The 23356-nt window shown below is 57.4% G+C and carries 18 protein-coding genes and 5 pseudogenes; 4 read left to right on the forward strand and 19 right to left on the reverse strand.

Annotated elements, in window-relative coordinates; all coding sequences use genetic code 11:
• The 4 genes and pseudogenes from AC3FKH_RS20975 to AC3FKH_RS20990 all read right to left on the reverse strand — a co-directional run.
• On the reverse strand, positions 1–519 hold a 519-nt coding region (locus tag AC3FKH_RS20975; RefSeq protein ID WP_488677745.1), incomplete at its 3' end, for a TniB family NTP-binding protein.
• A gap of 7 nt (positions 520–526) precedes the next feature.
• The gene (locus tag AC3FKH_RS20980) at positions 527–1756 is read right to left on the reverse strand and encodes a transposase (protein ID WP_488677934.1); all 1230 of its coding nucleotides are present in this window, start codon (positions 1754–1756) and stop codon (positions 527–529) included.
• A 156-nt stretch (positions 1757–1912) separates the two neighbouring features.
• Positions 1913–2137: pseudogene (locus AC3FKH_RS20985) on the reverse strand (helix-turn-helix domain-containing protein); the annotation flags it as partial.
• 190 nt (positions 2138–2327) lie between these two features.
• Positions 2328–2639 carry a hypothetical protein gene (locus AC3FKH_RS20990; RefSeq protein WP_488677746.1) on the reverse strand — a complete coding sequence of 104 codons (312 nt, stop codon included), beginning with the start codon at positions 2637–2639 and terminating at the stop codon, positions 2328–2330.
• Positions 2640–2843: 204 nt separating this feature from the next.
• Between AC3FKH_RS20990 and AC3FKH_RS20995 the strand changes: the two genes are divergently transcribed.
• A complete protein-coding gene (locus AC3FKH_RS20995; RefSeq protein WP_488677747.1) occupies positions 2844–3521 on the forward strand; it encodes a TetR family transcriptional regulator in 678 nt (225 codons plus the stop codon).
• Positions 3522–3525: 4 nt separating this feature from the next.
• On the opposite strand, the gene AC3FKH_RS21000 is transcribed toward AC3FKH_RS20995, so the two are convergent.
• From AC3FKH_RS21000 to AC3FKH_RS21010, 3 genes and pseudogenes are all read right to left on the reverse strand, one after another.
• Positions 3526–4161, reverse strand: coding sequence for a TetR family transcriptional regulator C-terminal domain-containing protein (locus AC3FKH_RS21000; protein WP_488677748.1), 636 nt, complete (start codon positions 4159–4161; stop codon positions 3526–3528).
• Positions 4162–4338: 177 nt separating this feature from the next.
• Positions 4339–4941 (reverse strand): annotated as a pseudogene (locus tag AC3FKH_RS21005) (ISL3 family transposase); the annotation flags it as partial.
• Positions 4942–5311: 370 nt separating this feature from the next.
• The gene (locus AC3FKH_RS21010) at positions 5312–6445 is read right to left on the reverse strand and encodes an IS701 family transposase (protein ID WP_488677749.1); all 1134 of its coding nucleotides are present in this window, start codon (positions 6443–6445) and stop codon (positions 5312–5314) included.
• Positions 6446–6567: 122 nt separating this feature from the next.
• Here AC3FKH_RS21010 and AC3FKH_RS21015 point away from each other — a divergent pair.
• Positions 6568–7325 (forward strand): annotated as a pseudogene (locus AC3FKH_RS21015) (IS5 family transposase).
• Between the two features lie 69 nt (positions 7326–7394).
• Here AC3FKH_RS21015 and AC3FKH_RS21020 read toward each other — a convergent pair.
• The 9 genes from AC3FKH_RS21020 to AC3FKH_RS21060 all read right to left on the reverse strand — a co-directional run bounded on the left by AC3FKH_RS21020 (position 7395) and on the right by AC3FKH_RS21060 (position 16245).
• Entirely contained in the window at positions 7395–9056 is a 1662-nt protein-coding gene (locus tag AC3FKH_RS21020; protein ID WP_488677750.1) for a cation acetate symporter, read from the reverse strand.
• Positions 9053–9358, reverse strand: coding sequence for a DUF485 domain-containing protein (locus AC3FKH_RS21025; protein WP_488677751.1), 306 nt, complete (start codon positions 9356–9358; stop codon positions 9053–9055). Before AC3FKH_RS21025 ends, AC3FKH_RS21020 begins: the two co-directional genes overlap by 4 nt.
• 68 nt (positions 9359–9426) lie before the next feature.
• On the reverse strand, positions 9427–10953 hold the full coding sequence (locus AC3FKH_RS21030) for a class I adenylate-forming enzyme family protein (protein ID WP_488677752.1): 1527 nt from the start codon (positions 10951–10953) through the stop codon (positions 9427–9429).
• A 98-nt stretch (positions 10954–11051) separates the two neighbouring features.
• A complete protein-coding gene (locus AC3FKH_RS21035) occupies positions 11052–12182 on the reverse strand; it encodes an LLM class flavin-dependent oxidoreductase (protein WP_488677753.1) in 1131 nt (376 codons plus the stop codon).
• Between the two features lie 75 nt (positions 12183–12257).
• Positions 12258–13406, reverse strand: a complete 1149-nt coding sequence (locus tag AC3FKH_RS21040; protein WP_488677754.1) for an acetyl-CoA acetyltransferase — start codon at positions 13404–13406, stop codon at positions 12258–12260.
• Complete coding sequence (locus AC3FKH_RS21045) at positions 13403–13813, reverse strand: Zn-ribbon domain-containing OB-fold protein (RefSeq protein ID WP_488677756.1); 411 nt, start codon at positions 13811–13813, stop codon at positions 13403–13405. Before AC3FKH_RS21045 ends, AC3FKH_RS21040 begins: the two co-directional genes overlap by 4 nt.
• Positions 13814–13855: 42 nt before the next feature.
• The gene (locus AC3FKH_RS21050) at positions 13856–14407 is read right to left on the reverse strand and encodes a flavin reductase family protein (RefSeq protein WP_488677757.1); all 552 of its coding nucleotides are present in this window, start codon (positions 14405–14407) and stop codon (positions 13856–13858) included.
• Positions 14408–14451: 44 nt separating this feature from the next.
• Complete coding sequence (locus tag AC3FKH_RS21055) at positions 14452–15843, reverse strand: amidase (RefSeq protein WP_488677758.1); 1392 nt, start codon at positions 15841–15843, stop codon at positions 14452–14454.
• 15 nt (positions 15844–15858) lie between these two features.
• Positions 15859–16245 (reverse strand): nuclear transport factor 2 family protein, encoded by a 387-nt coding sequence (locus tag AC3FKH_RS21060; protein ID WP_488677760.1) that lies wholly within the window; start codon positions 16243–16245, stop codon positions 15859–15861.
• A gap of 212 nt (positions 16246–16457) precedes the next feature.
• Between AC3FKH_RS21060 and AC3FKH_RS21065 the strand changes: the two genes are divergently transcribed.
• Positions 16458–16958, forward strand: coding sequence for a 6,7-dimethyl-8-ribityllumazine synthase (locus AC3FKH_RS21065; RefSeq protein WP_488677762.1), 501 nt, complete (start codon positions 16458–16460; stop codon positions 16956–16958).
• Between the two features lie 266 nt (positions 16959–17224).
• The gene (locus AC3FKH_RS21070) at positions 17225–18598 is read left to right on the forward strand and encodes an NAD-dependent succinate-semialdehyde dehydrogenase (protein WP_488677935.1); all 1374 of its coding nucleotides are present in this window, start codon (positions 17225–17227) and stop codon (positions 18596–18598) included.
• Between the two features lie 777 nt (positions 18599–19375).
• Here the strand turns inward: AC3FKH_RS21070 and AC3FKH_RS21075 are convergent.
• The 3 genes and pseudogenes from AC3FKH_RS21075 to AC3FKH_RS21085 all read right to left on the reverse strand — a co-directional run.
• Positions 19376–19573: pseudogene (locus AC3FKH_RS21075) on the reverse strand (transposase); the annotation flags it as partial.
• A gap of 47 nt (positions 19574–19620) precedes the next feature.
• Positions 19621–21931 (reverse strand): annotated as a pseudogene (locus tag AC3FKH_RS21080) (molybdopterin guanine dinucleotide-containing S/N-oxide reductase).
• Positions 21932–22115: 184 nt separating this feature from the next.
• Complete coding sequence (locus AC3FKH_RS21085) at positions 22116–23096, reverse strand: Bug family tripartite tricarboxylate transporter substrate binding protein (RefSeq protein WP_488677763.1); 981 nt, start codon at positions 23094–23096, stop codon at positions 22116–22118.
• Positions 23097–23356 lie beyond the last annotated feature (260 nt).

Consider the following 23356-nt stretch of genomic DNA (forward strand, 5'->3'; position numbering starts at 1 on the left):
CAAAAACTTGAGCAGGTTTAGTGAGGCGCGCTGCTCGCGATAGTTTCCGGACAAGAGGTGATGAACTTCATCGACCACCAGCATGCGCGCCGAAACTTTCCGCAGCAACTCGCGACTCAGATGCTCGAGTACGTTTAGCCTCGCTGATGCGTTGAACGGCGCTCCGAGCTCAAACAGCAGCGAAGTGTAGAAACGGATCTGGTCAGGCGTGGGTGGCATCTGCATAGACACCACCTTCCGGCGCTCCACGCCCGCCATTTCGTCGTATTCCAGAGGATGGCGCCGTTCAAATTTCGCGATGACCTGGGTCTTCCCAATGTTCGATTCGCCGTACAAGAGAACGCACGGCATACGCTGCCGTGGAGGAAGCTTCACCAACCGGTCCAAAAGCTCGAATGCCTGGGTTGCGCGGGGATAGTCGATCCATCGATCGCGAGCCAAGGCGAGAATGCGAACTTTGTCGTCGCTCTTGGCTAAAGAACGAACCTCCGGCAGAAGGTGTGTCAAGGAAGCACCCATTGCCTGTTCACAGTTGCTCTACGTGATAAATTGGCGCCGGCTTGCTGTAGTCGACGTCCGGCGTGGGCGATGACGCATCGGGGGATTTCGTCTGCTGACTGGACCGCCCGCTCGCCGGGAAAGGTGAAGTCTCCCCTGCCCTTCCGCGTCTGTCTGCAGATCTCCGCTTCGTTGTCGCCCCCTCTATGATGCTGCGTTGCGCGGCTATCGCGTTGAATATCGCAGATTCCGTGACGTGGGATTCCCCCTGCGACCGGAGATACTTCAGTGCTGCCTTTTGCTCCCACAGGGAGATGCGGCTACGCCGCAAGTCGGCAAAGTTTGCCTCAACGTATTCCTTGCCGTCGGCACTGACGAAGATTCTCGACAGGTCCTCTGGATGGTATCGCACCACGACGCGACGTTTAGCTGCCCGCCAGGCGGTGAAGATTGGATGCCAATAGTGCAGATAGAACAGCGTCAAGCCGTCAGCCTGGATGGTGCGACCGCTCATCGGCAGGAACTGAATGAGGAAGCGAAGTTCTTCGGCAGCCGAGTCAGGGAGAAGCCGGGGCTTGGATGCTTCAGACAACGCCAACCATGCGGAGTATGGTGTCGCGCCACCGAGGCCTCGATGGGCGCTGTGGTGGTAGGTCTGTCCGATTTCATACATCAACCATCGCTCGAACTCTGGGAGGGTTAATGCGGCCTCCGCTTCTGGCTTGCGAGCTTTTCGTCCTTTCGTCGACGATCCAGTCGAGCCTGGCAGACTGTGCACCTTCTCCATCATGGTACGGTTCAGTCTTTCTATATGTCCCCCGAAGTAGGGTCGGCCTGGTGGGCGATACATTAGCTCGATTCCGTACTGAACGCAGCCCGCTCGCAGTGCCTTACTTTTGAACTCGGCAGCGTTGTCCAGATGCAAGACCTTCGGCACGCCATGCATCGGCCAATCTACCGTGACGTCCCGGCTCGCCAGCCACGGCGCCTTGGGCAGGACCATCCGCGTGAGAAGCAGAGCCACAGTTGCCGCGTTGGGGCGGTCGAAGCCGACATAGATTGCCACGACCGACCGTGTGGCGACGTCGATTGCCAAAGTCAGCCATGGTCTGCCGATCGTGCGGCGAAAGACCTCATCGACCAGCATGACGTCGGCAAGTGTGTGGTCGATCTGCACAATATCCAAAGGGTGCCGTGCCACAAAGTGGCCCGGCGCTGGGCCCGAAAGCTTCATGCTTTCTTTGTCACGGTATTCCACCCACCGACGGGATATCGTTGCGCGCGATGGTGGCGTGGCCCTTGCCGCGTTGCACCGCATGCGGATCTCTCGGCAAATGGCATGGAGGGGATGCGCTAGATGCTTCTGCCGCGGAAGCCAATCGGATAGGACGTCCTGGACGATTGCCTCTAGTTGATCCGATAACAGGTGTCGACCTCGGGGTGGTCCGGGTCGGCACCGGACCAGTGACGCAGTCACCGGATCTTCCAGATAGCGTCGGCGCAGCCGGTAAACTGAAGAACGGTGTACGCCTAATAGCTGCGCTGCACGCAGTGCCTGCTTGCGCGTGAGCGGCGCCTCGCCAAGCGGGCGGAAGATTTTCGCCGCTTTCTGTTCGCGTGTGTCGGGCTCCTCTTTCATCGAAGGCCCCGGAGGATTTTTCCTCGTCTTACATTAGGCGATTTTGGCCGCTTCGACGTAGTCTTATAACCCTGAGACAGGACGTCGCTTTGAAGCAACTGTCGAAAAGTGCACTTGCGCGCGGAATAGCTATACGAATCAGAGGATAGCGCCCGTGTAGCCTGTCGCGCATACGTGAGCACTGGTCCCACTATCCTCGATCCTCAACACCGGCGGAGGTCACCAAAATGTCGATGCCGCCGAGTCCTGCCACCGGTTCATCCACCGCGCGTGCAGCCTCGGCGACCTTGGTCAGATCGGCTGGTACCGCGACCACGTCCTTGGCAAATTCGCCCTGTGGCCTTCGGCCTGCTTGGCGCAGGCCTTCGTCAAGGTTTCGGCGCTGCGCGAAACGATGGCCACGCGCGCGCCCTCGCTGATGCCGCAACTGCCGCCGGTGATGAATACCCGTTGATTGCGGAGTTCGATATCCGAACTGCTCTTGAAGGGTGCCTCCTTTCAAAGACAGGGCTGATCCGGCGCAAGACAATCCGCCCCGATCAGCAGAAACTCCCGCCCTCGTCTCAGCCACATTGAATTCGTTGTGACGGGAAGGATTGGTTATGCACGACATCCCTCGCCAGGAAACGCATCGCACGCTTATGATTTTGGGAATACATACGGATCCTTGGCTTACAATATGCCTGATTCATTGTGGAGACCATGGATGCCGACCCAACCTTCTCAAACGCGACGCAAGCCAGGCCCATCCCGCGTAGCAACTGAGCGACGACGCGATCTCATCGAAGCGGCAATCCGAGACATCGCACGTAATGGCTACGCAGCTGTGACAGTCGAGTCGATTTGCGCTGAGGCCGGTTTTTCGCGGGGTCTTATTGGCCACTATTTTTCGAGTAAGGAGGACCTCCTACTTGAAGCCGTAAAGGAAGTCGCTGTGGAGTTGGGGAGTGCGATCCGCAATGCAGCAAATGCCGCAAAGCCTGATCCCGCGCAAATGCTGCACGCGCTGATTCACGCTAGCTTCACACCACCCGGCCTCACAGATGAAAAGATTGCCGTTTGGGTAGCACTCGCAACGTCGGCGCGCTGGTCTGAGCGACTGGCGGCCATTTACCGCCAGATTTGGATCGACTATCGCAGCGGCGTAAGTCGATTATTCTCCCGCGCGGCCCAAGCGCGGGGAATTGCGATCAATGCACCGGATGTCGCCTTAGCCTTCTCTCAACTAGTAGAAGGCCTGTGGGTCGGCATAGCAGCAGATTGCACCAGCATTAACTCGCGCCAAGCAGAGTTATGCTGTCACAACTACGTCGATCTAATTTTGCACGAAAGCAAAAAGAGGAGCAGCGTCGCAGCTCAAGCTCATCCCAGAGCCACAGTGTAGGCCACTACAAAACATCCTTCTCATTTTCCTTTCCGAAGATGGCGTCAAGATAAGTCGCACAGGCTGCTTCTGCGCGCTGCCGGCTGATCTCCGCGGAATCGGCGGCCCATCCGACCCATAGTCCCTCCAGTAGATTTGTGAAAGTTATTGCCGCAAGTGTTGAATCGAGGTCGATGGCGCGCTCTTTCGCCGCTCGCTCAAAAAGTCGCGCTAGCGCTTGACGGTAGCCTCCCCATAACTCTCGATAGAGGGTAGAGAGTTCTGGCGACCACCGTGCGTTGCCAGCGAGTGCGACCCACACGCATGCGTTTCTTTCAGTCAGTGCCGGGGTACTAAAACTCGCGTGAACCGTTGCATACAAACGCTTCACAGCATCGTCGCCAGCAGCTGAAGATGCCGCGCGAGTGGCCGCAGCAATTTCAGCGGCGACGTACTTGACCGCCTCAAGCAATAGTGCGTCCTTACCCTTGAAGTAGTGCCGGATCATGCCACGTGACATACCAGCTACCTCGCAGATCGTGCCGACAGTTACTTCGTTATAGCCGATTTCAGAGATCGACTGAATGGCAGCGTTGATCAGTTCGCGCTTGCGCAATTCCGAATTTCTCTGCCGTATGTTTTCGCCGGATTTGACTGCCATGACTAAAGATCCGCGACCTCGCGGCCTATTCATCGAATAATCAATACTATCACATGGGTCGACGGCTTCACGACCACTCGAGTCAGCGCCGCTCGCATTTCCGCTCGTAACGCGCGGTTCGCTGCCCGCCGCCGAGAATCCCGACGGCACCCAGTCGCGCTACCCCAAAAAATGGACTCAACGAGGAATTCCGGGGCCGCCCGCCCGGATTTTGAGGAAGAAGTATTCCTCATCGCGTAGCCGTAAAGCATGGCGCTTGATGACCTTGATTGCCTTGTTGATTCCCTCGACCACGCTCGTATTCAACGGGTGCCGGCAGCGGGCAACGATGCCGTGCCAGTAGGCGTTCAGGCGCTGGGCGATCAGTTCGGCTGGAATGCGGCTTTGCCGTGCCTGTGTGCACCGCTGCTTCCAGGCTTTCTGCGCCCATCCCGGTCGGCGGTAGATCCACAACCGCTTGGGTTCGTCTCGCAGGATGTAGACGGTCATCAACGGCTGATTGGTGTGCAGCACCTCATCCTGTTGCACCGCCTGAGGCGTGCTCAAATTCAGCCGGTTCCGCAGCAGTAGCCAGCGCTTGGACTTGAGCACCCGGCTGGCTGTGAGGTCGTGCCACAGGCAGTTGGCTTGATCGACGCGAACCCGGTCGATGACCTCGCGCCCGCGCCTAGCCACGTCGTGGAACAGCTAGTAGACCACCTCGGCTTGCGGGCAATGTTCCCGAATCCCCAGCTCGTATGCGGTCGTCATGTCGATGGTGACTGCCTGGATGCGTTTGGCCGCGTCTGGTTTTGCCAGGCAACGGATTGCGGACCAGTCCGGCTCGAGCACCGTCTCGCCCTTGTCGATGGGGAGAAAACCCATCGACGTAAAATTCGAATGCGAATCTGTCCGATGAAACGGGGTAACCCCAATCTGACAAAACGCGGCGCGTTCATATAAGAACCAAAAAACGCCCTAGTACTACAGCCGTAGATTGCAAAGGGACTGGAGACACCCGCGCCTTCTATAGTGGCAGAGCTGAGCACGAAGCTGATGCCTACGCCGCCATGCTGACCAGTCCAAGATATGCTGAATCGAATGGACACCATGCCATAGCAGTCTTGACAGCAGACGGCGCAACTCGGGCACGCTCAGCGGGATCATGTCCTCAGGAGTTTTTTTTGACCTTGGTCCGAAGCACCACAAGAACCGCGTGAGCCAGCAGCGATAGGGTGATGTGTCTATACCATCCGTGCCATTTACGCACTTCATAGTGGTCCAGGCCGCATTCCCCCTTGGCGGCCTCGAATCCGATTTCTATTTCCCATCGTCGGCCCGCAACCTGAACCAAAGTCTGCCGCGTTGCCTTTCGGCGCGGGGCATACACGACGTAATAGGCGTGCTCAGGCGTTTCGTCAAGCGAACGCCGAACCAATAGGTAATGGCCCCAGCGCTTTTCCTCGGCGGTCATCTGCAAGCGCCACAAGGGTACAAGTGCCCAGTCATACAAGCGCTCACCTTTGGCCCCTTGACCTGCAGACAATCGCTTCCAGGCTCGGGGCGGCTGCGCCTGAGCAATGGCGTCGGCACGTACGTACGTGGGCCCTTGCCACCAAAGCGGTTCATCTTTTGCCACCGCAAGTACAAACGCCTGATCACGGGATTCCAGCCATACCCGCAGGCGACGATCTCCCCCGTAGACAGCGTCCCCGGTCACCCAACTACACGGCAGGCCAGCATCCAAGGCACGTTCGATCATGCGCCGTGCAATTTGCGGCTTGGTTGCAAACTCAACCGATGCCGGAATTCCTGCGGCCCGCCTGCGTGCTGAATCCTCTGCCCATTCCTGAGGAAGATACAACTCCCGGTCGATAAACGCCGAGCCTCCATGACCCGCGTAATTCAGGAATACCCCAATCTGACTGTTCTCAATTCGGCCGGCAGTGCCGCTGTACTGTCGCTTCACCCCGGCCGAATGCTGCCCCTTCTTGATAAAGCCGGTTTCATCAACGATCAACACGGCGTCTCGATCGCCAATATGCTCAATTACATATTCACGTAGAACCTCTCTGGCTTCATCGGCATCCCATTGAGCCCGCTCAAGCAGATGCTGCACGCCATCTGGCGTCGCTTCTCCAATGAACTCCGCCAACTGCCACCCATTCTTTCGTTCCACGCTGCTCAGCAACCCCTTCAGATACGCCAACGATCGCGCTCTTGGTTCTGGCCGCTTGAATAGGGTTTCGAGTCGACTGTGGGCACTCTCCAATTCTCGCTGCCACTGCCTTGCCTTCGAAGCCATCTCGTCTATGAATTATTTTTGGTGACGAAATTCTACCTTAAGGAACTACGGCTGTAGTACTAGGGCTTGTTTACATTTGAGCAGATGTGTTTACATCTTGCCTTTTGTGCGAGCGAGGCAAGATGGTCCGGACGCTGTTGAGCGACGATGTATGGAACAAGATCAAGGACATCCTGCCTGGCAAGGAAGGCGATCGCGGAAGAACGGCTGCCGACAATCGCTGGTTTTTCGAAGCGGTGCTATGGATCGGCCGCACGGGCAGTCCATGGCGCGATCTTCCCGCGGAGTTCGGCCGCTGGCACACCGTGTACATGCGCTTCGCGCGATGGCGGCGCAATGGCGTCTGGCAGCGAGTCGCACACGCGGTGGCCGGCGAGGGGGAGATCGAACACATCTTGATCGATTCGACCATCGTGAGAGCGCACCAACATTCGGCGGGCGCGTTAAAAAAAGTGGCCCGCAAGCGATCGGACGTTCGCGCGGCGGACTGAGTACCAAGCTGCATCTGGCGATCGACGCCATTGGCCGGCCGCTGCGGCTGATTCTCACCGAAGGTCAGGCTGCTGACATCACGTGTGCAACTGAGTTGATCGAGGGCCTGCGCGCACAAGTAGTCATCGCGGACAAGGGCTACGACGCCAACGCCTTCGTGCAGGCGATTCGAGCCGCAGGGGCCAAGGCAGTCATTCCGCCACGCTCGAACCGGATCAGCAAGCGACGCTACAGCCGGGCCCTGTATCGCACTCGCAATCTGGTCGAACGCTTTTTCAACCGCATCAAGCATTTTCGCCGTGTCTCCACTCGGTATGACAAGCGAGCTGACAGCTATCTCGTCTTCGCATCGCTTGCCTGTGCCTTCGGACCATTAGTTCAATTGTGAACAGACCCTAGGCAAAACCGCCGCACGACCCTTCAGTCGTGCGGCCAGCATCCGAAACCCTCCCAAAACTCAATGCTTGGTAGTAGCTCCTGCTGATCCAATGCCGGTCATCGACCGGATGAATTGCCCTGTGAAGAGTAGCTGCTCGCGCTTCGCCTGCGCTGAAGAATCCAGAACTGAGCACAACCAGGCGCTCGCGAAAGCTAGTGTCATGGAGAACAGAGCTGGATTCGAGTAGGGAAAGATAGGGCTTCCATGCTTAAGAATCCCCACCCAGACCGTAGGTCCGAGTACTAGAAGGACAACCGCCGACATTAAGCCGCAGAGGGATCCCGCAACGGCACCACGTGTCGTGAGCCCCTTCCAAAACATAGAAAGGAACAATACCGGGAAGTTAGCCGAGGCCGCGATTGCTAGGACGAGACCGGACAGGAACGCGATATTTTGGTTCTCGAAGATTAGGCCAAGCAGAATGGCTAGCACACCAATCACGAGAGTGGCGATACGCGACACGCGAATTTCCTGTGTTCCTGTTGCCTTACCTTGGCGCAGTACGACCGCATAGAGGTCATGTGAGACTGCCGACGCACCGGACAGAGCAAGTCCCGCCACGACAGCGAGGACGGTCGCAAACGCCACTGCCGAGATGAAGCCGAGGAACAGGTTTCCACCCACCGCGCCTGCCAAGTGGACCATCACCATGTTGCTGCCACCAATGATCTTGCTACCATCGTGGAAATCTGCATTGGTGCCCACGATGACAATTGCTCCGAAGCCCAGTATTAGGATCAGCAGGTAAAAGTAGCCAATAAAGCCCGTCGCGTAGACGACGGATTTCCGTGCCTCTTTCGCGTCAGCAACGGTGAAGAAGCGCATGAGAATGTGCGGCAGTCCGGCCGTTCCGAACATCATGCCGACACCAAGCGACACAGCATCGACGGGATTTGACACTAGCCCGCCGGGTGACATGATGGACTTACCTTTCGCATGCACGTTGACGGCGCTGGCGAATAGGACTTCCAGATCGAAGCCAAAATGCGCAAGCACCATGACCGCCATGAACGTTGCGCCAGCAAGGAGTAGGACGGCCTTGATGATTTGCACCCAAGTGGTGGCGAGCATTCCACCAAACGTCACATAGAGCACCATAAGGCACCCCACCACCATAACCGCAGAGAAATAGCTCGTGCCGAAAAGGAGTTGGATCAGTTTGCCAGCACCCACCATCTGTGCGACGAGATACATGATCGCGACCGTCAGTGTGCCGCATGCCGCAACAATACGGACCGGCCTTTGCGAGAGGCGGTAGGAGACGACATCTGCAAACGTGTACTTACCTAGGTTGCGCAAGCGTTCAGCGATCAGAAAAAGTATGACCGGCCAGCCCGCAACAATCCCGAGCGCGTACATCATTCCATCGTAGCCCAGGTCAAAAATGACAGCGGAAATACCGAGGAAGGAAGCTGCGGAAACCATGTCCCCCGCAATCGCGAGACCATTCTGGAATCCGGTCAAGCCTCCCCCTGCCGCGTAGAAGTCCGACGCCGAACGAGTTCGCTTTGCCGCCCAAGCCGTGATACACAGCGTGAGCAGCACGAACGCGACGAACATTGTGATCGCTACTACATTGAGCGGGCGGGCCGTCACCGGGCCTTGAAGAGTGCCAGCCGCGAACGCAGGATGCGTCGTTGTCGCAACAAACGCGCCTAGAAAGATTGGAGCTATTTTCATGCGTGACACACCTTCAGCTTTTCGATGATCGCCTCAATATCACCATTTGCCTTGCACACGTAGACAGCTGTCAGTACGAAGGAAAGCACGATGAAGCCAACTGCCACAGGAATGCCGACCGTGATCGTGCTTGCTCCGATGGGAAGCGCGAGAGTCCCGGGGGAAAAAGCAAGGAACAGGATGAAGGCGAAGTATGCTGTGAGCACTACCGCGGTCAGAGACCATGCGAGGCGGGTCTTCTTCTGGACCAACCTTCTAAAGTCCGGGTGGAGCCATACTGCCTCCAGTTTCTGCTCGTCCATGGATTGTCTCCTAGAGAGGACGGAAGTTACAATAAAGTAACAATTTTAGATCGAAGTGGTTCTGCGGATTACCGGTAATAATCGATCACTGCACGCTTCTGTATTTTTCCAGTAGATCCTTTTGGAATTTCGTTCCAGATCTCCACGGTTTTCGGAATCTTAAAATTCGCAATTTTTCCCGCGCAAAAATCTCGAATTTCTTCAGGCGTAAGATGGTGACCGGGACGCAGAGCAACGACCGCGTGAATCCTCTCTCCCCACTTCTCATCGGGCAAGCCGACAACGCAAACTTCGCTAATAGCATCGTGTTCGGCGATCACATTCTCGATCTCCGTAGGAAAGACGTTGTACCCGCCAGTCTTGATCCGAAACTTGGCGCGGTCGCTCAGATAGAGGAAGCCATCGTCGTCCTGACGAGCCATATCGCCGGTGCACAACCAACCGTCCTTGACTGCTTCGGCGTACTTGTCCGGAGCCTTCCAGTATCCGGGGGTTACGAATTCTGTGCGCAGTAGTAGCTCGCCAACATCGCCCAGCGCGACGTCCTGCATGTTTTCATCAACAACACGCACATCAACATATGGCAGAGCCCTCCCTGCCGACGACAGCCATTCAGGATGTTCGCTCATCCCGCGACGATGCTCGGACGGATAAAGCATCATCGACATGCCCATCAGCTCGGTGGTACCGTACATTTGTAGAAGATCTCCGCCAAGCACTTTGGCAGCTTCGCGTACCATTGCCGGTGGGAGTGGCGATGCGCCATAGCCCCACTGCCGCATCGAGGTAAGGTTATAGCGTGGCGCAAGCCCCGACGTGACTAGCGACGCCAGCATGGTCGGTACGAGCACCGTGATTGTCGTCTTTTCGCGTTCAATTAGCGACAAGGCTGCCTCCGGATCCCAATCGCCAAGTATGACCGTCTTGGAGCCATGCACAAGGTTACGTACCATATGCATAATCGGCACCCCGCTAGCGGGCATTGCGTGCAACCAAACGTCATCGTGATTTGCGCCCTCGGCAAGCGCTACAGCTTGGATCGAGCGCAGCATCGCCTCATGCCGGTAGATAGCGCCCTTTGGCAAGCCGGTCGATCCCGTTGTGTAGCAGATCATGAGATCATCGCTCGGCGTTTGAAGCAAGGGCTCAGTCCTATCGAATCTTGCAATCTGCTCAAAGTAGTCGAGCTCGAAGCCGTGACCGTCTTGCATTCCGATCACAGCCGGCCGACGCTCCGTTTCTCGGAAAGCGTCGTTGATCAATGCCGCATAACGCGAATGAACGAAGAGAATTGACGGTTCCGAGTCTTCAATGAGTTGAGCGATCTCCCGCGGCGCAAGCCTTCCATTTAATCCAACGCGCACAGCGCCGATCTTTGCGCATGCGATGAAAACCTCGGCAACTTCGACGCAATCGGGCGAGACGATGCCGACCCTATCGCCAGGCGATACCCCAAGTTCACGCATGCAAGAACCGAGTGCGTCAGTGCTGTAATCAAATTGGCGCCACGTGACGCTACGTCGGCTATCTGCGTAAGCTGGTGCGGTTCCTCGCGAGCGAGCATGGCGATTTACAACCTGTCCAAACGTATTCATGGACGTCTTCCTTCTGTAATTGTCTTACCCGATTTCTAGTATGCTGCGCCGTCTTCTGCTTCAGAACCTTGATGTTCAAGAACGGCGCAGGTAACGCTTTAGCGGTCGCCGACCTTGGAGATAACCGCATCAGCGAATGCCTGTAGCGCACCACGCTCCAGGTCGTCGCCGAAGTAGTTAATGTGATGCCAGACAAAGAACTCGTCTACTCCATACTTCTCGTGCAAGCCCATGACTTCGTCGAGCACCTTCTGCGGCGAACCAGCCCACAACCGGCCCATCGGCACATGATACGGCGGCGCATCGTACGCATAATTGAACAGTTCGTCGAAGCCCTCGCGCAGCATGCGCTCCTCTGCCTCATTGCGCCCCATTAGCAGGTGCCCGCCGATAGCCAGCACGTCGCTCGGCTTACTGTCCCGCCCTGCTTCGTGCGCTGCCTTCAGGCATGCGTCGAGCACAATCGGCATGAACTCTTCCTTGTCCGGATGCACGAAAGAGACCATCTTCGCGCCTTCCGCTCCCCAAAAGCGTGCGGTCTCAACGGAGTAGCTGAACGGGGCATATACCGGAGGATGTGGGGTCTGTAGCGGACGGGGGGTAATGCCGACCTTACGCAGAATGCCGTTTTCGTCGACCGCGTCACCGCCCCAATCCTTGGTCGGATTGAACTCCCAGGGTACCGGCTTCGGCACCTTCCAGAACTCTCCGTCAAACGAAGTAAGATCGTCCGTCCATAGCGACTTCACGAGTTTCCAGTTTTCATACAGCGCACGACGGTTGCGCTGGTCGGCTTCCGAGCGATCCGATTCGGCCGACAGGATATTCAGATGCTGGCCCATCGTCGCCGTCCAACGTGCGGTGTTGCCGCGGGAAAATCCGGCAAATGCGCGGCCCCCTGTCATTTGATCAAGCATTGCAATGTCTTCGGCGACCTTGATGGGATTCATAGCCGTGAGGTTCATCCCAAGCTGACCGACTCGCATCTTCTTTGTGTGCTGAGCCACGTACAGATTCCACATGAGGGGATTGGTTGTCGCCTCCACACCCTCAACCTGCATGTGATGTTCCGTCATGCAGAAGCCGTCGTATCCGAGCGACTCGGCAAATACCATTTGATCCCGAACCTTATCCATCATCTGCTGGAAGCGAGCCGGATCGCGGCCCGCCAGAGCAACAGTTTCGCCCCGCTGGCGCATGAAAGGAATGACGAGCAAAGTGAATTTCATTGTGATCTCCGTTTAAACATTTGTGTAGTGGATCGCCCCATTACCTTTTCAATCGATTGACTTCGATATTCTTTCTCATAGCGTCGCTTCTGAGCCGAGAATTGTCGTGCACTGATGCGACAATGTGCCACCATTGCCGTGCGCGACAGCCAGATTTGTATTACTAATCTGGCGCCCATCCGCGTCACCGCGGATTTGTCTCGCAGCCTCCACCAGACAGAAGAGCCCATACATGCCGGGGTGAACACAAGACAATCCTCCACCGTTCGTGTTGACCGGCAGTTCGCCGCCTGGCCCGATACGTCCGTTTGCGACAAACGCGCCCCCTTCGCCCTTTTTGCAGAAGCCAAGGTCTTCGAGGAATAGCAGCGTGTTGATCGTGAATGCGTCGTATAGCTCTACTACGTCAATGTCACTCGCTGTGACGCCAGCCATAGCGTAGGCTCGCGCACCGCTTTCTGCTGCGGCGGTCACAGTCAAGTCTGGCATCTGCGAAATCTCGCGATGCCAGTGAGCACCGGCAATCCCAAGCACGTATGCCGGTTTCTGCCGAAGACCACGAGCTCGCGCGGCCGACGTTAGAATCAGGGCGGCCCCGCCGTCAGACACCAGACAGCAATCATATCGGCTCAGAGGATCGCACAGTGTTGGAGCACTGACCACGGTTTCAATCGATAACTCGGCGCGCATCGTCGCTTCGGGATTGCGCTGTGCCCAGCGTCGTGCCGCCACGGCGACTTCTGCGAGCTGCTCACGCGTCGTCCCGTACTGATACATGTGCCTGGCGGCCGCCATCGCGTAACCGGCCATGGGTACCGGCAGGTCATACAGTGCTTCGAAACGCGGTGTCTCGATCAAGCCATTGAGATCGCCGCTCGACCGAGCGTTGCTGCCATACGCGATTAGCACAGTTTCGCAAAGCCCCGCTTCGATTGCTAATGCAGCTTGCAGAACGTGCGACATGAAGGACGAGCCTCCCACCGAATCTGCGCTAGACCACTTTGGCCGAATGCCCAAATACTCGGCAACGGAAAGTGACGGCAGGAAGTGATACAGTGTGCTCGCACATACGCCGTCGATATCGCTAAGGGTGAGTCCAGCATCTTTCAACGCAGCGGAAGTTGCCTCAGCCATCAATTCCATCGGGTTCCAGCCGGGAACTTTGCCGAGCCGCGAAGTACCAACGCCCGCGATCGCTGTTTTTCCTCGCAATGATTTAGTCATGCCACGTTCTCCTTCTCAGCGAGAACATGAAAAACCACGGCGGGCGTTCCCGCGTCCACTGAAGACCAGTTATTCGGCATGATGCTCGCTTTGACTCGCATACCGATCTTCGCGCATTGCGCGTCGTCATCCACGATGCGAGACAGCATGCGCGGCCCTTCAGCGAGATCGATCAGCGCCATCATGTAGTTGCCTCCACGCTCGGGCGGACGAAATACACGAGTGCAGGAATAGATCACGCCGTCTCCCGACGCCTCAATCCAATCGAAGTCATCGATGTGACCTTCGACGTGAAGCACACGCGGGTAGAACAAGCACTTTCCCGTCTGCCTATGGCGTTGCAGCATGAATCTGCCCTGCTGGAGGTACGCCACAAAGCGCCCCTCGGGTCCGAGATTAGTATCCATAGTCTCTTGTAATAACATTGCCTTTGAATCTACGACGCCTTTTCATCGTGCGATGGATTTTCCAATCTCCTTGCTCAACGGCGTTCCCTTTAAATGAAATTCGCGGAAGCCGTAGAGCAATGGATTCCCGTCGGACAGGAGCCGGAGATCGCTTACTTCTCCGATGAAGACGGTATGCGACGCCACGTCGATTTCCTGGATCACGCGGCACGATACGTTTGCCAGTGCGTCGGCTAGCCATGGCAGGTCATCACACTCGCGCCAATGGCCACCATCAAGAAATTTCTGTTCCGCTTCCTCCACACTTTTCGCCGAACGTGAGAACACTTTAGCGACATCAAGCTGTTCGTCGGAAAGCATATTTACCGAGAACGCCTTACTCGCCCTGATGAGTTCACATGCGCGTGCGTTACGGTTGATAGAGATCAGCATAGATGGTGGCGAGTCGCTAAGCGAACAAACTGCTGTAGCTGCGAGCCCAGCCCTGACGCCGTTGTGCTGCGATGTCACAATCGTGACAGTAGTCATGTGTCGCTGAAAGCATGCACGGAACTCGTCTTGCATGCTGCTTTTCCCTTGGTACTCGTTACTCATCTTAAGTCTCCTTCACACCTGCTGCTACTTCCTAAGGCCCCATCTCAGAGTGCCGGCCATGTCCTGGTACGCCCTGTAATTCGTTCGTGTAACCACGCGAGTTGCAAAACACCAAGATCGTCATATCGACGTCCAACAATTTGCATACCGACTGGCAAGCCATCCGCTGTTCTTCCGCACGGCACAGAAATCGCGGGCTGCTCCGTAAGATTGAACAAGAATGTGTTGCACCACGGATCAAAAATCCTTGTTTCGTCCGGTGCCGCAAGCTCGGCCGAAAATGGGCCGGTAGGAAACGTTGGAAGAATCACAAAATCAAAACCGTGAATTAGCTCCATCGCTTTCTCGCGCAACGTCAGCAGAGCTTGCATCGCGTCCATCACCGATTCCGCTGACTGGCTCTTTGTCGCCCGAGTCCAGCGGTACAGCAGTTGGGACTTTTGCTGGCGCTCCGAATCGGCCTTGTTCAACTCCGAAAAGCAGCGTGCCCGATAGAAGTCTTCGGCTGCGTCAAGCAGCTGCGATGGAAAGGTAACCCTACCCTCTTCGACCGAAACGCCTGCCTGTTCTAGTCGCTTTGCCGCCTGGGTAACGCACTCAATCACGTTCGCGTCTGGCGTCAAGCCGAATCCAAGTTCGCGAATTAATCTTACGCGTGGTCTTTTCGGAAGCTCGTGTAGTCTCGTCGAGTATGGACTCTTCGCCGGAGGCAACGCTGTGAAATCGCGAGTATCAGGGCGCGCCACACAATCGAGCATCAACGCGACATCCTCGGTGTTTCGCGCCATCGGCCCGACGGCGAGCGCCGGGCTGACTGGTGGATAGAATGGCACCCGCCCATACGACGGCTTCAAGCCAACCAGTCCACAAAACGAAGCTGGTATGCGGATCGAACCGACAATGTCGGTGCCAAGCGCTATGGGATGAAAGCCCGCCGCGACAGCTGCGCCTGCGCCTGAACTCGACGCGCCCGCCGACTTTGACAAATTCCACGGATTGCGCGTCACCCCAAAGCGGGAACTCACACTGCCAGCGATAATTCCGTAGTCGCACATCGCATTCTTGCCTAGCAGTACCACGCCGCTTTCTCGTAGGCGCGCTACCGCTGGCGCGTCGAAGCTTGCGACAACTCCTTCGTCCTGTGTCACCGCCGAGCCCCGATAGCTCGGCATACCTTCGGTAAGAAGTGCATCCTTGACTGTGGTAGGCACTCCGTCGAGCGCACTCAGAGGGGCACCGCGCATCCAGCGCGCCTCTGACGCCTGAGCGGCTTCAAGCGCAGGTTCCGGTTCAAGCCAGTACACCGCATTAACACGCGGATTCAAATCCTCGATTCGTCTGAGGAGGTGGCGCGTTACTTCGACCGGCGAGAGGGTCTTCGCGCCGTAGGCACGAACCAGCTCAGCGGCTGAGCAATAGGCGAGGTCGTCATTCATATCGAGGGCTTCGACTTATGCTGAAACGACGTTCTTCCGATAGGAGTCCTTGACACGAATTCGGCCTCCTTCAAATTGGAATAGATCGCAGCCATTTGCTTCAACTCGCGTTCCGTCCTTCTTGGTCCCAGTGAAGGTCCAAAACGACACTCCTCGGTCGCCATTGACGAAGTGCTTCGCGTTGTTCCATTGCGCATCGGGGAATGTTCGCCAGATAGCTTCATAGGCATGTCGAACGTCGTTGCGCCCTTGAAAGCGTTGTCCGAACGGATAGGGGCCCGCTGAGGCGTCGAATACGCAGTCATCGGTCATAAAGCGCATCAGTGTGTCTGCGTCGTGAGCATTCCATGCCGCCGCAAAGGCGGTCAGCATTTCCACCGTTACTGTTTGTTGCACAGCCATCAAAGTTCTCCGTTGTCGCACTTGCTGCCAAGGCACATCAGCCAAAAGAGGAAAGCAGCTTGCGCAAAAGTTTTGTTGAACGTATAACAAGCATAGGTGTACGATCTGTCCTTGTCAAACGAAACAGCGTTACGAGGCCAACGGAGCGCCCGGCTACCAATGGGCGCATAACCCACCACTTCTGATGAGACCCTTACTGCCTTCGTACAATCATGGACACGTTTTCAGCCCCAACTGACCCATCAACCGCCCTCCCTCGGCCCAGGCGTATCGCCTTCATTCAGGCCTGCTGGCACCGCGAGATAGTCGACAACTGCAAGCACGGGTTTCGCTCTAGCATGCAGGCCCTCGGATACAAAAGTGCACAACTCGACTTTTTTGAGGTGCCGGGCGTATTCGAAATTCCGCTCGCCGCTAAGCGGCTGATCGAAACGCACGGCTATGACGCAATCGTCGCAGCCGGGCTAGTTGTCGATGGTGGCATCTATCGTCATGACTTCGTTTCGAGCGCCGTCATTGACGGATTGATGCGCGTGCAGCTTGATACAGGGGTTCCGGTGTTTTCGGCCGTGCTGACGCCGCATCAGTTCCAGGCGACGAAAGAACACGAGTCGTTCTTCATAGCTCATCTCAAGGTCAAGGGCGACGAGGCCGCCCACGCCTGCCACCAGACTCTCACGACACAGTGGCAGCACGCGACCTCGCCGTCTTGACAAAAACCGCTCTCATGTCCGCCGATACTTGCGATGCGGCGAGTAGATGAAACGCTCTCAGTGCTCGAGAGAGTTAGACGCCATTTGGGAAGGCGACCGGGTTCATTCGTAGCCGCGGGAACTTTTTATACTTAAGCGGCTTTGCGGGATACAACAAGTAAGGAGCATCAAAATCCTCGCGCAAGGTGCCCTGCTTCCCAACAAAGCCATCTTCGACGGATTCAGCACTATCCGTTAGTCGATTTATAAGCAACAGAGTGATAACCATGAATTGTTTGGCAGCAATCTCCCGCAATCCAGCCAATGGAGTAGCGATCGCCGAGTATCCATATGAGTCGGACGCTCGGCTTCGGCAACATCTGACTGACGCCCAAGCGGCCTACCAGTCCTGGTCCGCTTCAACGGTGGAGGCGCGCGTCGCTATTCTCCTCCGGATGGCATCGGCTTTACGTTCGGAGGTAGGCAGCCTCTCTCTGCTTATTTGCCGGGAAATGGGTAAACCAATCTCGCAGGCTCGTGCCGAGATCGAAAAGTGTGCATTGCTTTGCGAATGGTATGCGGAACACGGTCTGCAGTTTTTGCACGACGACGAAACATCCATTGGCCAGCAAGCTTACATCTCATATCTGCCGATTGGACCGATCTTGGCGATAATGCCGTGGAACTTTCCGTTTTGGCAGGTCATGCGGGGAGCTGTGCCTATCCTTCTTGGTGGCAATACCTATGTCCTTAAACACGCACCGAACGTAATGGGCTGCGCCTATGCTCTGGAGCGCCTCTGGCGGCAGGCTGGGCTGCCATGTGGCGCATTTACAGTCATCAACATCACACCCGACCTGGTCGGTAGTGCGATCCAGGATTCAGCAATAGCGGCCGTGACACTTACGGGAAGCGTTCGAGCAGGGAGCGCAGTTGCCGGACTGGCGGGTGCAGCCTTAAAGAAGTCGGTGCTAGAGCTCGGCGGATCGGACCCATTCGTTGTCCTCGCCGACGCCGACATCGATGCTGCGGTGGCAGCCGCGGTTGCTAGCCGGTTTCAAAACGCAGGGCAAGTCTGCATCGCAGCGAAGCGGATTATTCTTGAAGAGCCAATTGCAAAGTCCTTTATCAGCCAGTTCAATGCCGCTGTGGCGGCAATAAAGATCGGCGACCCCGAGGCAGAAGACACCTATCTAGGTCCCATGGCTCGGGAAGACCTGCGGGAGGAACTTGACATGCAAGTCAGACAATCGCTCAGCGAGGGAGCGAAACTACACACAGGAGGGCATAAACTCGACGGGCCGGGACATTTTTTCGCACCGACAGTCCTTGAGGTACGCCCCGGCATGACTGCCTTCACTCAGGAGACATTTGGTCCGGTTGCTGCACTCACCGTAGCGAAAGACGCTGAACATGCCATTTCCCTGGCCAACGAAAGCGAGTTCGGATTGAGCGGCGCCATTTGGACCGCAGATCGGATGCGAGCCAAGGCGTTTGCGCGGCGCATGGAAACAGGCGGAGTGTTCGTAAACGGCTACTCGGCATCAGATCCAAGGGTACCTATCGGTGGCGTCAAGAAGAGTGGATACGGCCGAGAACTCTCGCACTTCGGCGTGCGTGAGTTCATGAATGCGCAAACGGTCTGGATCGATAGAAAGTGACCAGTTTTCGGTACACTTCATCGCCGTTATTCAGGCCCGATCGTCAACGTCGCATAGTCCAAGGACCTTGTGCCGTTGTTTAAGGATGGCTAGACCAAGAACTATCGATCGGCGATGTTTGCCGGTTGATGGGGCTTGGTGGGTCGGCCGCTCGGCGCGGGGTGACGGACTACGACGCGGAATGCGCCTGCGGGCTTTGCCCGGTAACCCGCCGGTGGCGGAACATCAGCATCTCTGGCAATTGGAATCGGCAGCCGCCCGAGGAAAATGCCTTCTTAAAAAGGAGCATTGGCCCTCTTTGCAGCTACCTTGTGGTAGCCCCCTTGCAACAGGAGGCTTATCGGTCTGTAGGAAACACATGTCAAGAGCAACGCTCGCCGCCAGCGACGTGGGCTGAGCCAGCCGGCGTGCAGGATAGCAGTGCTGGCACAAGGGTGCGTCTTGGTCGCCGGACTCGTACGCTGATGCGTGAAACGGGATGCGTGGGATCTGGAAGCGTATGTTCGTGCCGACGACCGAAAGCAAGCCCGCTCTGCCGGTTGTAGGAGAACGTGCTGGATCGGCGATTTGACGTGGGAGAGCCGAATCGGCCCCGTGTATCGGATATTAGTCGCCGCAGCAAGCCGACTAGAGCTAGGGCTATGCCCATCGCCATCGGCTTGGAGGAGCGGGTGGCAAAGCCACCATGAGCGGCTGGGGTCAAAAGTCGCGGTCGTGAGCGTCCTGGGACCGCGCCGTCTATGCCGTCTTCGCTCATCTTGACCCGCAGCGCGTGCCCATCGCTGCATCGGTCACGGAACTCACGAACTCCGGCAACTCCTCAATGCGATACCGCTCGGCGAGGAAGTCTGGATCTCCACCGTCATGTCCCGGGCATACTTTGTGATGATCTTGTCATCGAACCCGGTGAAGCGCCGCGCGTGCTTGGGAATCAGGTTCGGATCGAAGATGCCGTCGGTCACGCGGGACGTGTATCGGCAGTTGGAAGCTTTCGCTCGCACCGAGGCGTTTAATAGAGCGGTTCACGAGTCACTCGAAGGCGGGTCGAATGCGCGCATTGGCGGCGGCGTCTCGTCAAAGCGCTCTACGTTCACCGCAGTCAGTTGTCCGGTGCAGCCTTGTGCCAGTGACGACGTGCCCTTGTCGCGCGTCAGCACATTCGGATTGCCGTGGGCGCACAGTTCGCGGTTTTGGGCATCGGTGGCTGGGTCGAACCACGCCCCTGTCGGCAACTGAACGATGCCAGGCATCACGTCAGCGGACAATGTCGCGCTCGCCAGGCAGGCACCGCGCCCATTGTATAGCCGCACGAGGTCCCCTTCTGCAATGCCACGCGCGGCCGCATCGACCGGATTGAGGCAGCAGACCTCGCGGCCATTGCGCTTGCTGCTCACGCTGTGTGCTCCGAAATCGAGCTGGCTGTGCAACCGCGTGGCAGGCTGGCTCGAGATCAATGTAAGCGGGTGTGCCGCGCTCGGGCCGTCGGACGGGGCCAGCCACGTTGGATGCTGCGGGCAGTCGGCATACCCGAATCCGCCGATCGTGGACGAACTGATCTGGATCTTGCCGCTCGGCGTGGGCAGCGGATGGCCCTCAGGGTCATCGCGGAACGCTCGCAGAATGCCGCCGTCGTCCGCTTGCTGTGGCAAGGTCAATTCACCTCGCGCCCAGAAGCAGTCAAAGTCTGGCGCCTCTAGCGCTTTCTCGGCGAGGGCATTGCGCGTGCGCTCGTAAAGGTGGCGCAGCCACTCGACGCTGGTGCGGCCTTCGGTGAATGCCTCTCGTTTGCCGAGGCGCTCGGCGAGGTCGGTGAAAATATCGTAGTCGTCGCGGGCCAAGCCGTAGGGCTCGGCGATGCGGTGCATGGCAACCATCAACGGGTCGGTTAGCGCGGCGCCGATATCTTCCCGTTCCATCGTCATTGTGCAAGGCAGCACAATATCGGCATGTCGCGCGGTGGCAGTCCAGCCGATCTCGTGAACGATGAAGGTGTCGAGCCTCCGGAACGCCTGACGCAGTCGGTATAGGTCCTGATGGTGGTGGAACGGATTGCCGCCGGCCCAGTAGGCCAGCCGGATATGTGGATAGCTGCGACGCTGACCGTTATAGTCGAACGGCTCGCCCGGATGTAGCAGCATGTCGGCGATGCGCGCGACCGGAATGAGGTCTTTGACGCTATTGGTACCCTGTGACAATGCTGCCACCGGCACCGCGTTCATCCGCTTGCCGTAGTGCCCCCAGCGCGTAGTTGTAGCCACCGCCTGGTACGCCAATCTGGCCGAGTACCGCGGCCAGCACGGCACCCATCCAGACCGGCTGCTCGCCGTATTCGGCGCGCTGCAGCGAATGAGCCACCACGACCAGCACGCGCTTGCCGGCCAACGAAATCGCCAACTCGACGATGACCTGTTCGGACAGGCCACAGATGTCTGCCGCCCAAGCCGCCGTCTTTGGCGCGCCGTCGCAGTGTCCCATCAGGTAGGCCTCGAACGTTTCCCAGCCTTCGCAGAAGCGAGCAAGGAACGGCTGATCGTGCAGGTCTCGCCGCACCAGTTCATAGACCAGTCCGAGCATCAGTGCGGTATCGGTTCCGGGCCGGACCGGAAGCCACTCCGCCTGCGCCTCGGCGGGCATGTCGGTGCGCAGCGGACTGACGCATACAAAGCGGCAGCCTCGCCTCGCGGCCCGGCGCATCGAATCCCGCTCGATGTGCTGGCTGATCCCGCCGCTCGCCACTTGCGAGTTTTTCAGCGCCATACCGCCAAACGCCAGGACCACGTCGCTGTGTTCGACAATCTGCTCCCACGTCACGTTGCGCCGCGCTACGTCCTCCATACTGCAGAGGATGTGAGGCAGGATCACGGCCGATGCACCGGCGCTGTAGCTGTTGACGGAGCGCACGTAGCCGCCGATAGCCATATTGAGGAATCGGTGCACCTGGCTTTGGGCGTGATGGAATCGACCCGCACTCGACCAGCCGTAGGAGCCACCAAGTACCGCCTCCGACCCATGCGCCGCCGTCACGCGCTGCAGTTCGGATGCGATCCGGTCCAGCACTTCGTCCCATGCCATCGGTACGAAGGGATCGTTTCCGCGCCGATCGTCGGGGCCCGGACCGTCCTTTAGCCAACCACGCCGCACCATCGGCGTGGTCACGCGCACCTGATGGCGCAGCGCATTGGTAAAATTGCCGATCAAAAGATTGGGGTCCGGATCGCCTGGGTGCGGCTGCACCATCAGTTGGCCGTCCGCCCAGCGGGCAAAGAAGACGCCCCAGTGGGCGCTGTGCGGCTTGGATCCGGAGTCGCGAATGGAAGGTGCGGATTGGGCCATTAACTAAGTGCTGTAAATGAATCGATGAACGACCTACTGGAAGGCGGAATCTCGGGGAGCCTCAATTCACATCGTCCGCGTGATGAAATTGCGCGTTTTTCGGGTGCCAGCTTGTCCGCACTTTGCGCTCGATCATGATGGAAGGCACACTTTGCAACGCGCTGGCAGGTTGCTTGGCGCAGGGTCAATCAAGCACGATCTTGTTGTCGTCAATGACGCGGCGAAGTCGCGCGGCATCTTGGTCGACAAGGGTCTTGAAACGAACAGGCGAACCGCTTAATGGCTCAGCGCCGCGCTCCAGCACCTGTTTTTTGAACTCTGGCTTGTTTGTGGCTTTCTGCAGGGCTGTGGCAATGCGGCCGAGGATGCTCGGTTCGACGCCTTTCGGCAAGATGACCCCTGCCCAGGTATAGAGATCGAAACCTTTGACACCTGCCTCCTGTAGAGTGGGCAGATCCGGCAACATCGGGCTCCGCTCCTTCGTTGTCATAGCGTACGCCTTGATATAGCCTGCTTTGACCTGGGGCAGAGCTGTCGTTAAATCCATCAGCATGAGCGAAACCTCGCCCGACAGGAGACCCTGTAGCGCAGGCGCTGATCCCTTGTATGCGACGTGTGTCATTGAGACGCCGAGCTGCTTAGACAGTAACTCCATACCGAGGTGTGACATGGTCCCCACGCCAAAGCTGGCGTAGTTAAGTTCCTTCGCTGTGCGCAGACTGCTAAGTAGGGCCACAGCACCTTCCGGCCCGAAATTCTTGTTTGAGACAAGGATCATCGGATAACGCACGTAGAGTCCGGCGAACTCAAAGTCCTTGTTTACATCATATGGAAGGTTCTTATAGAGATAGGGATTAGCGGCGAGGGTGTCCATGTTGGCCGCCATCCACGTGTAGCCGTCCGGTGGCGAGGCCATGAGGGCCTTGGCTCCCACAATGGTCGATGCACCGGGCCTGTTGTCGACAACAATGGATTGTCCGAGTTCCGGTTCCAACTCCTTCGCGAGCAATCGCACAATTACGTCCATACCGCCTCCAGCGGCAAATGGCACGATCCAACGGATAGGTCTTGTCGGGTAAGGTCGAGTGCCGGGCTGCGCCAAGGCGGTGGCCGCGCTGCACACAGCTACAGCGCAGGCAATCTGGAGAAGGGAACGTCGTTTCATAGTGGGCTCCTTAAGGCTTATGCCATTTAATGGTTGGGGAAAGTATCGAGTAGCGCTCAAGCGCTATCACGCCAGACGCAGAACTCAAAGATCGTCTTATTGATGTGAGGTCGCCATTCATATCGAGGGCTTTGACTGCTGAAACGACGTTCTTGCGTTGGGAGTTCTTGAAACGAATGCCGCCCCCTTGAGGTCCACCCCATTTTTACGCCCCCTGTGACAATTTGTTGTACGTATGACAAGAGTATGTGTACGTTTCC

The organism is Cupriavidus sp. 21MJTG02-4, assembly GCF_057798975.1.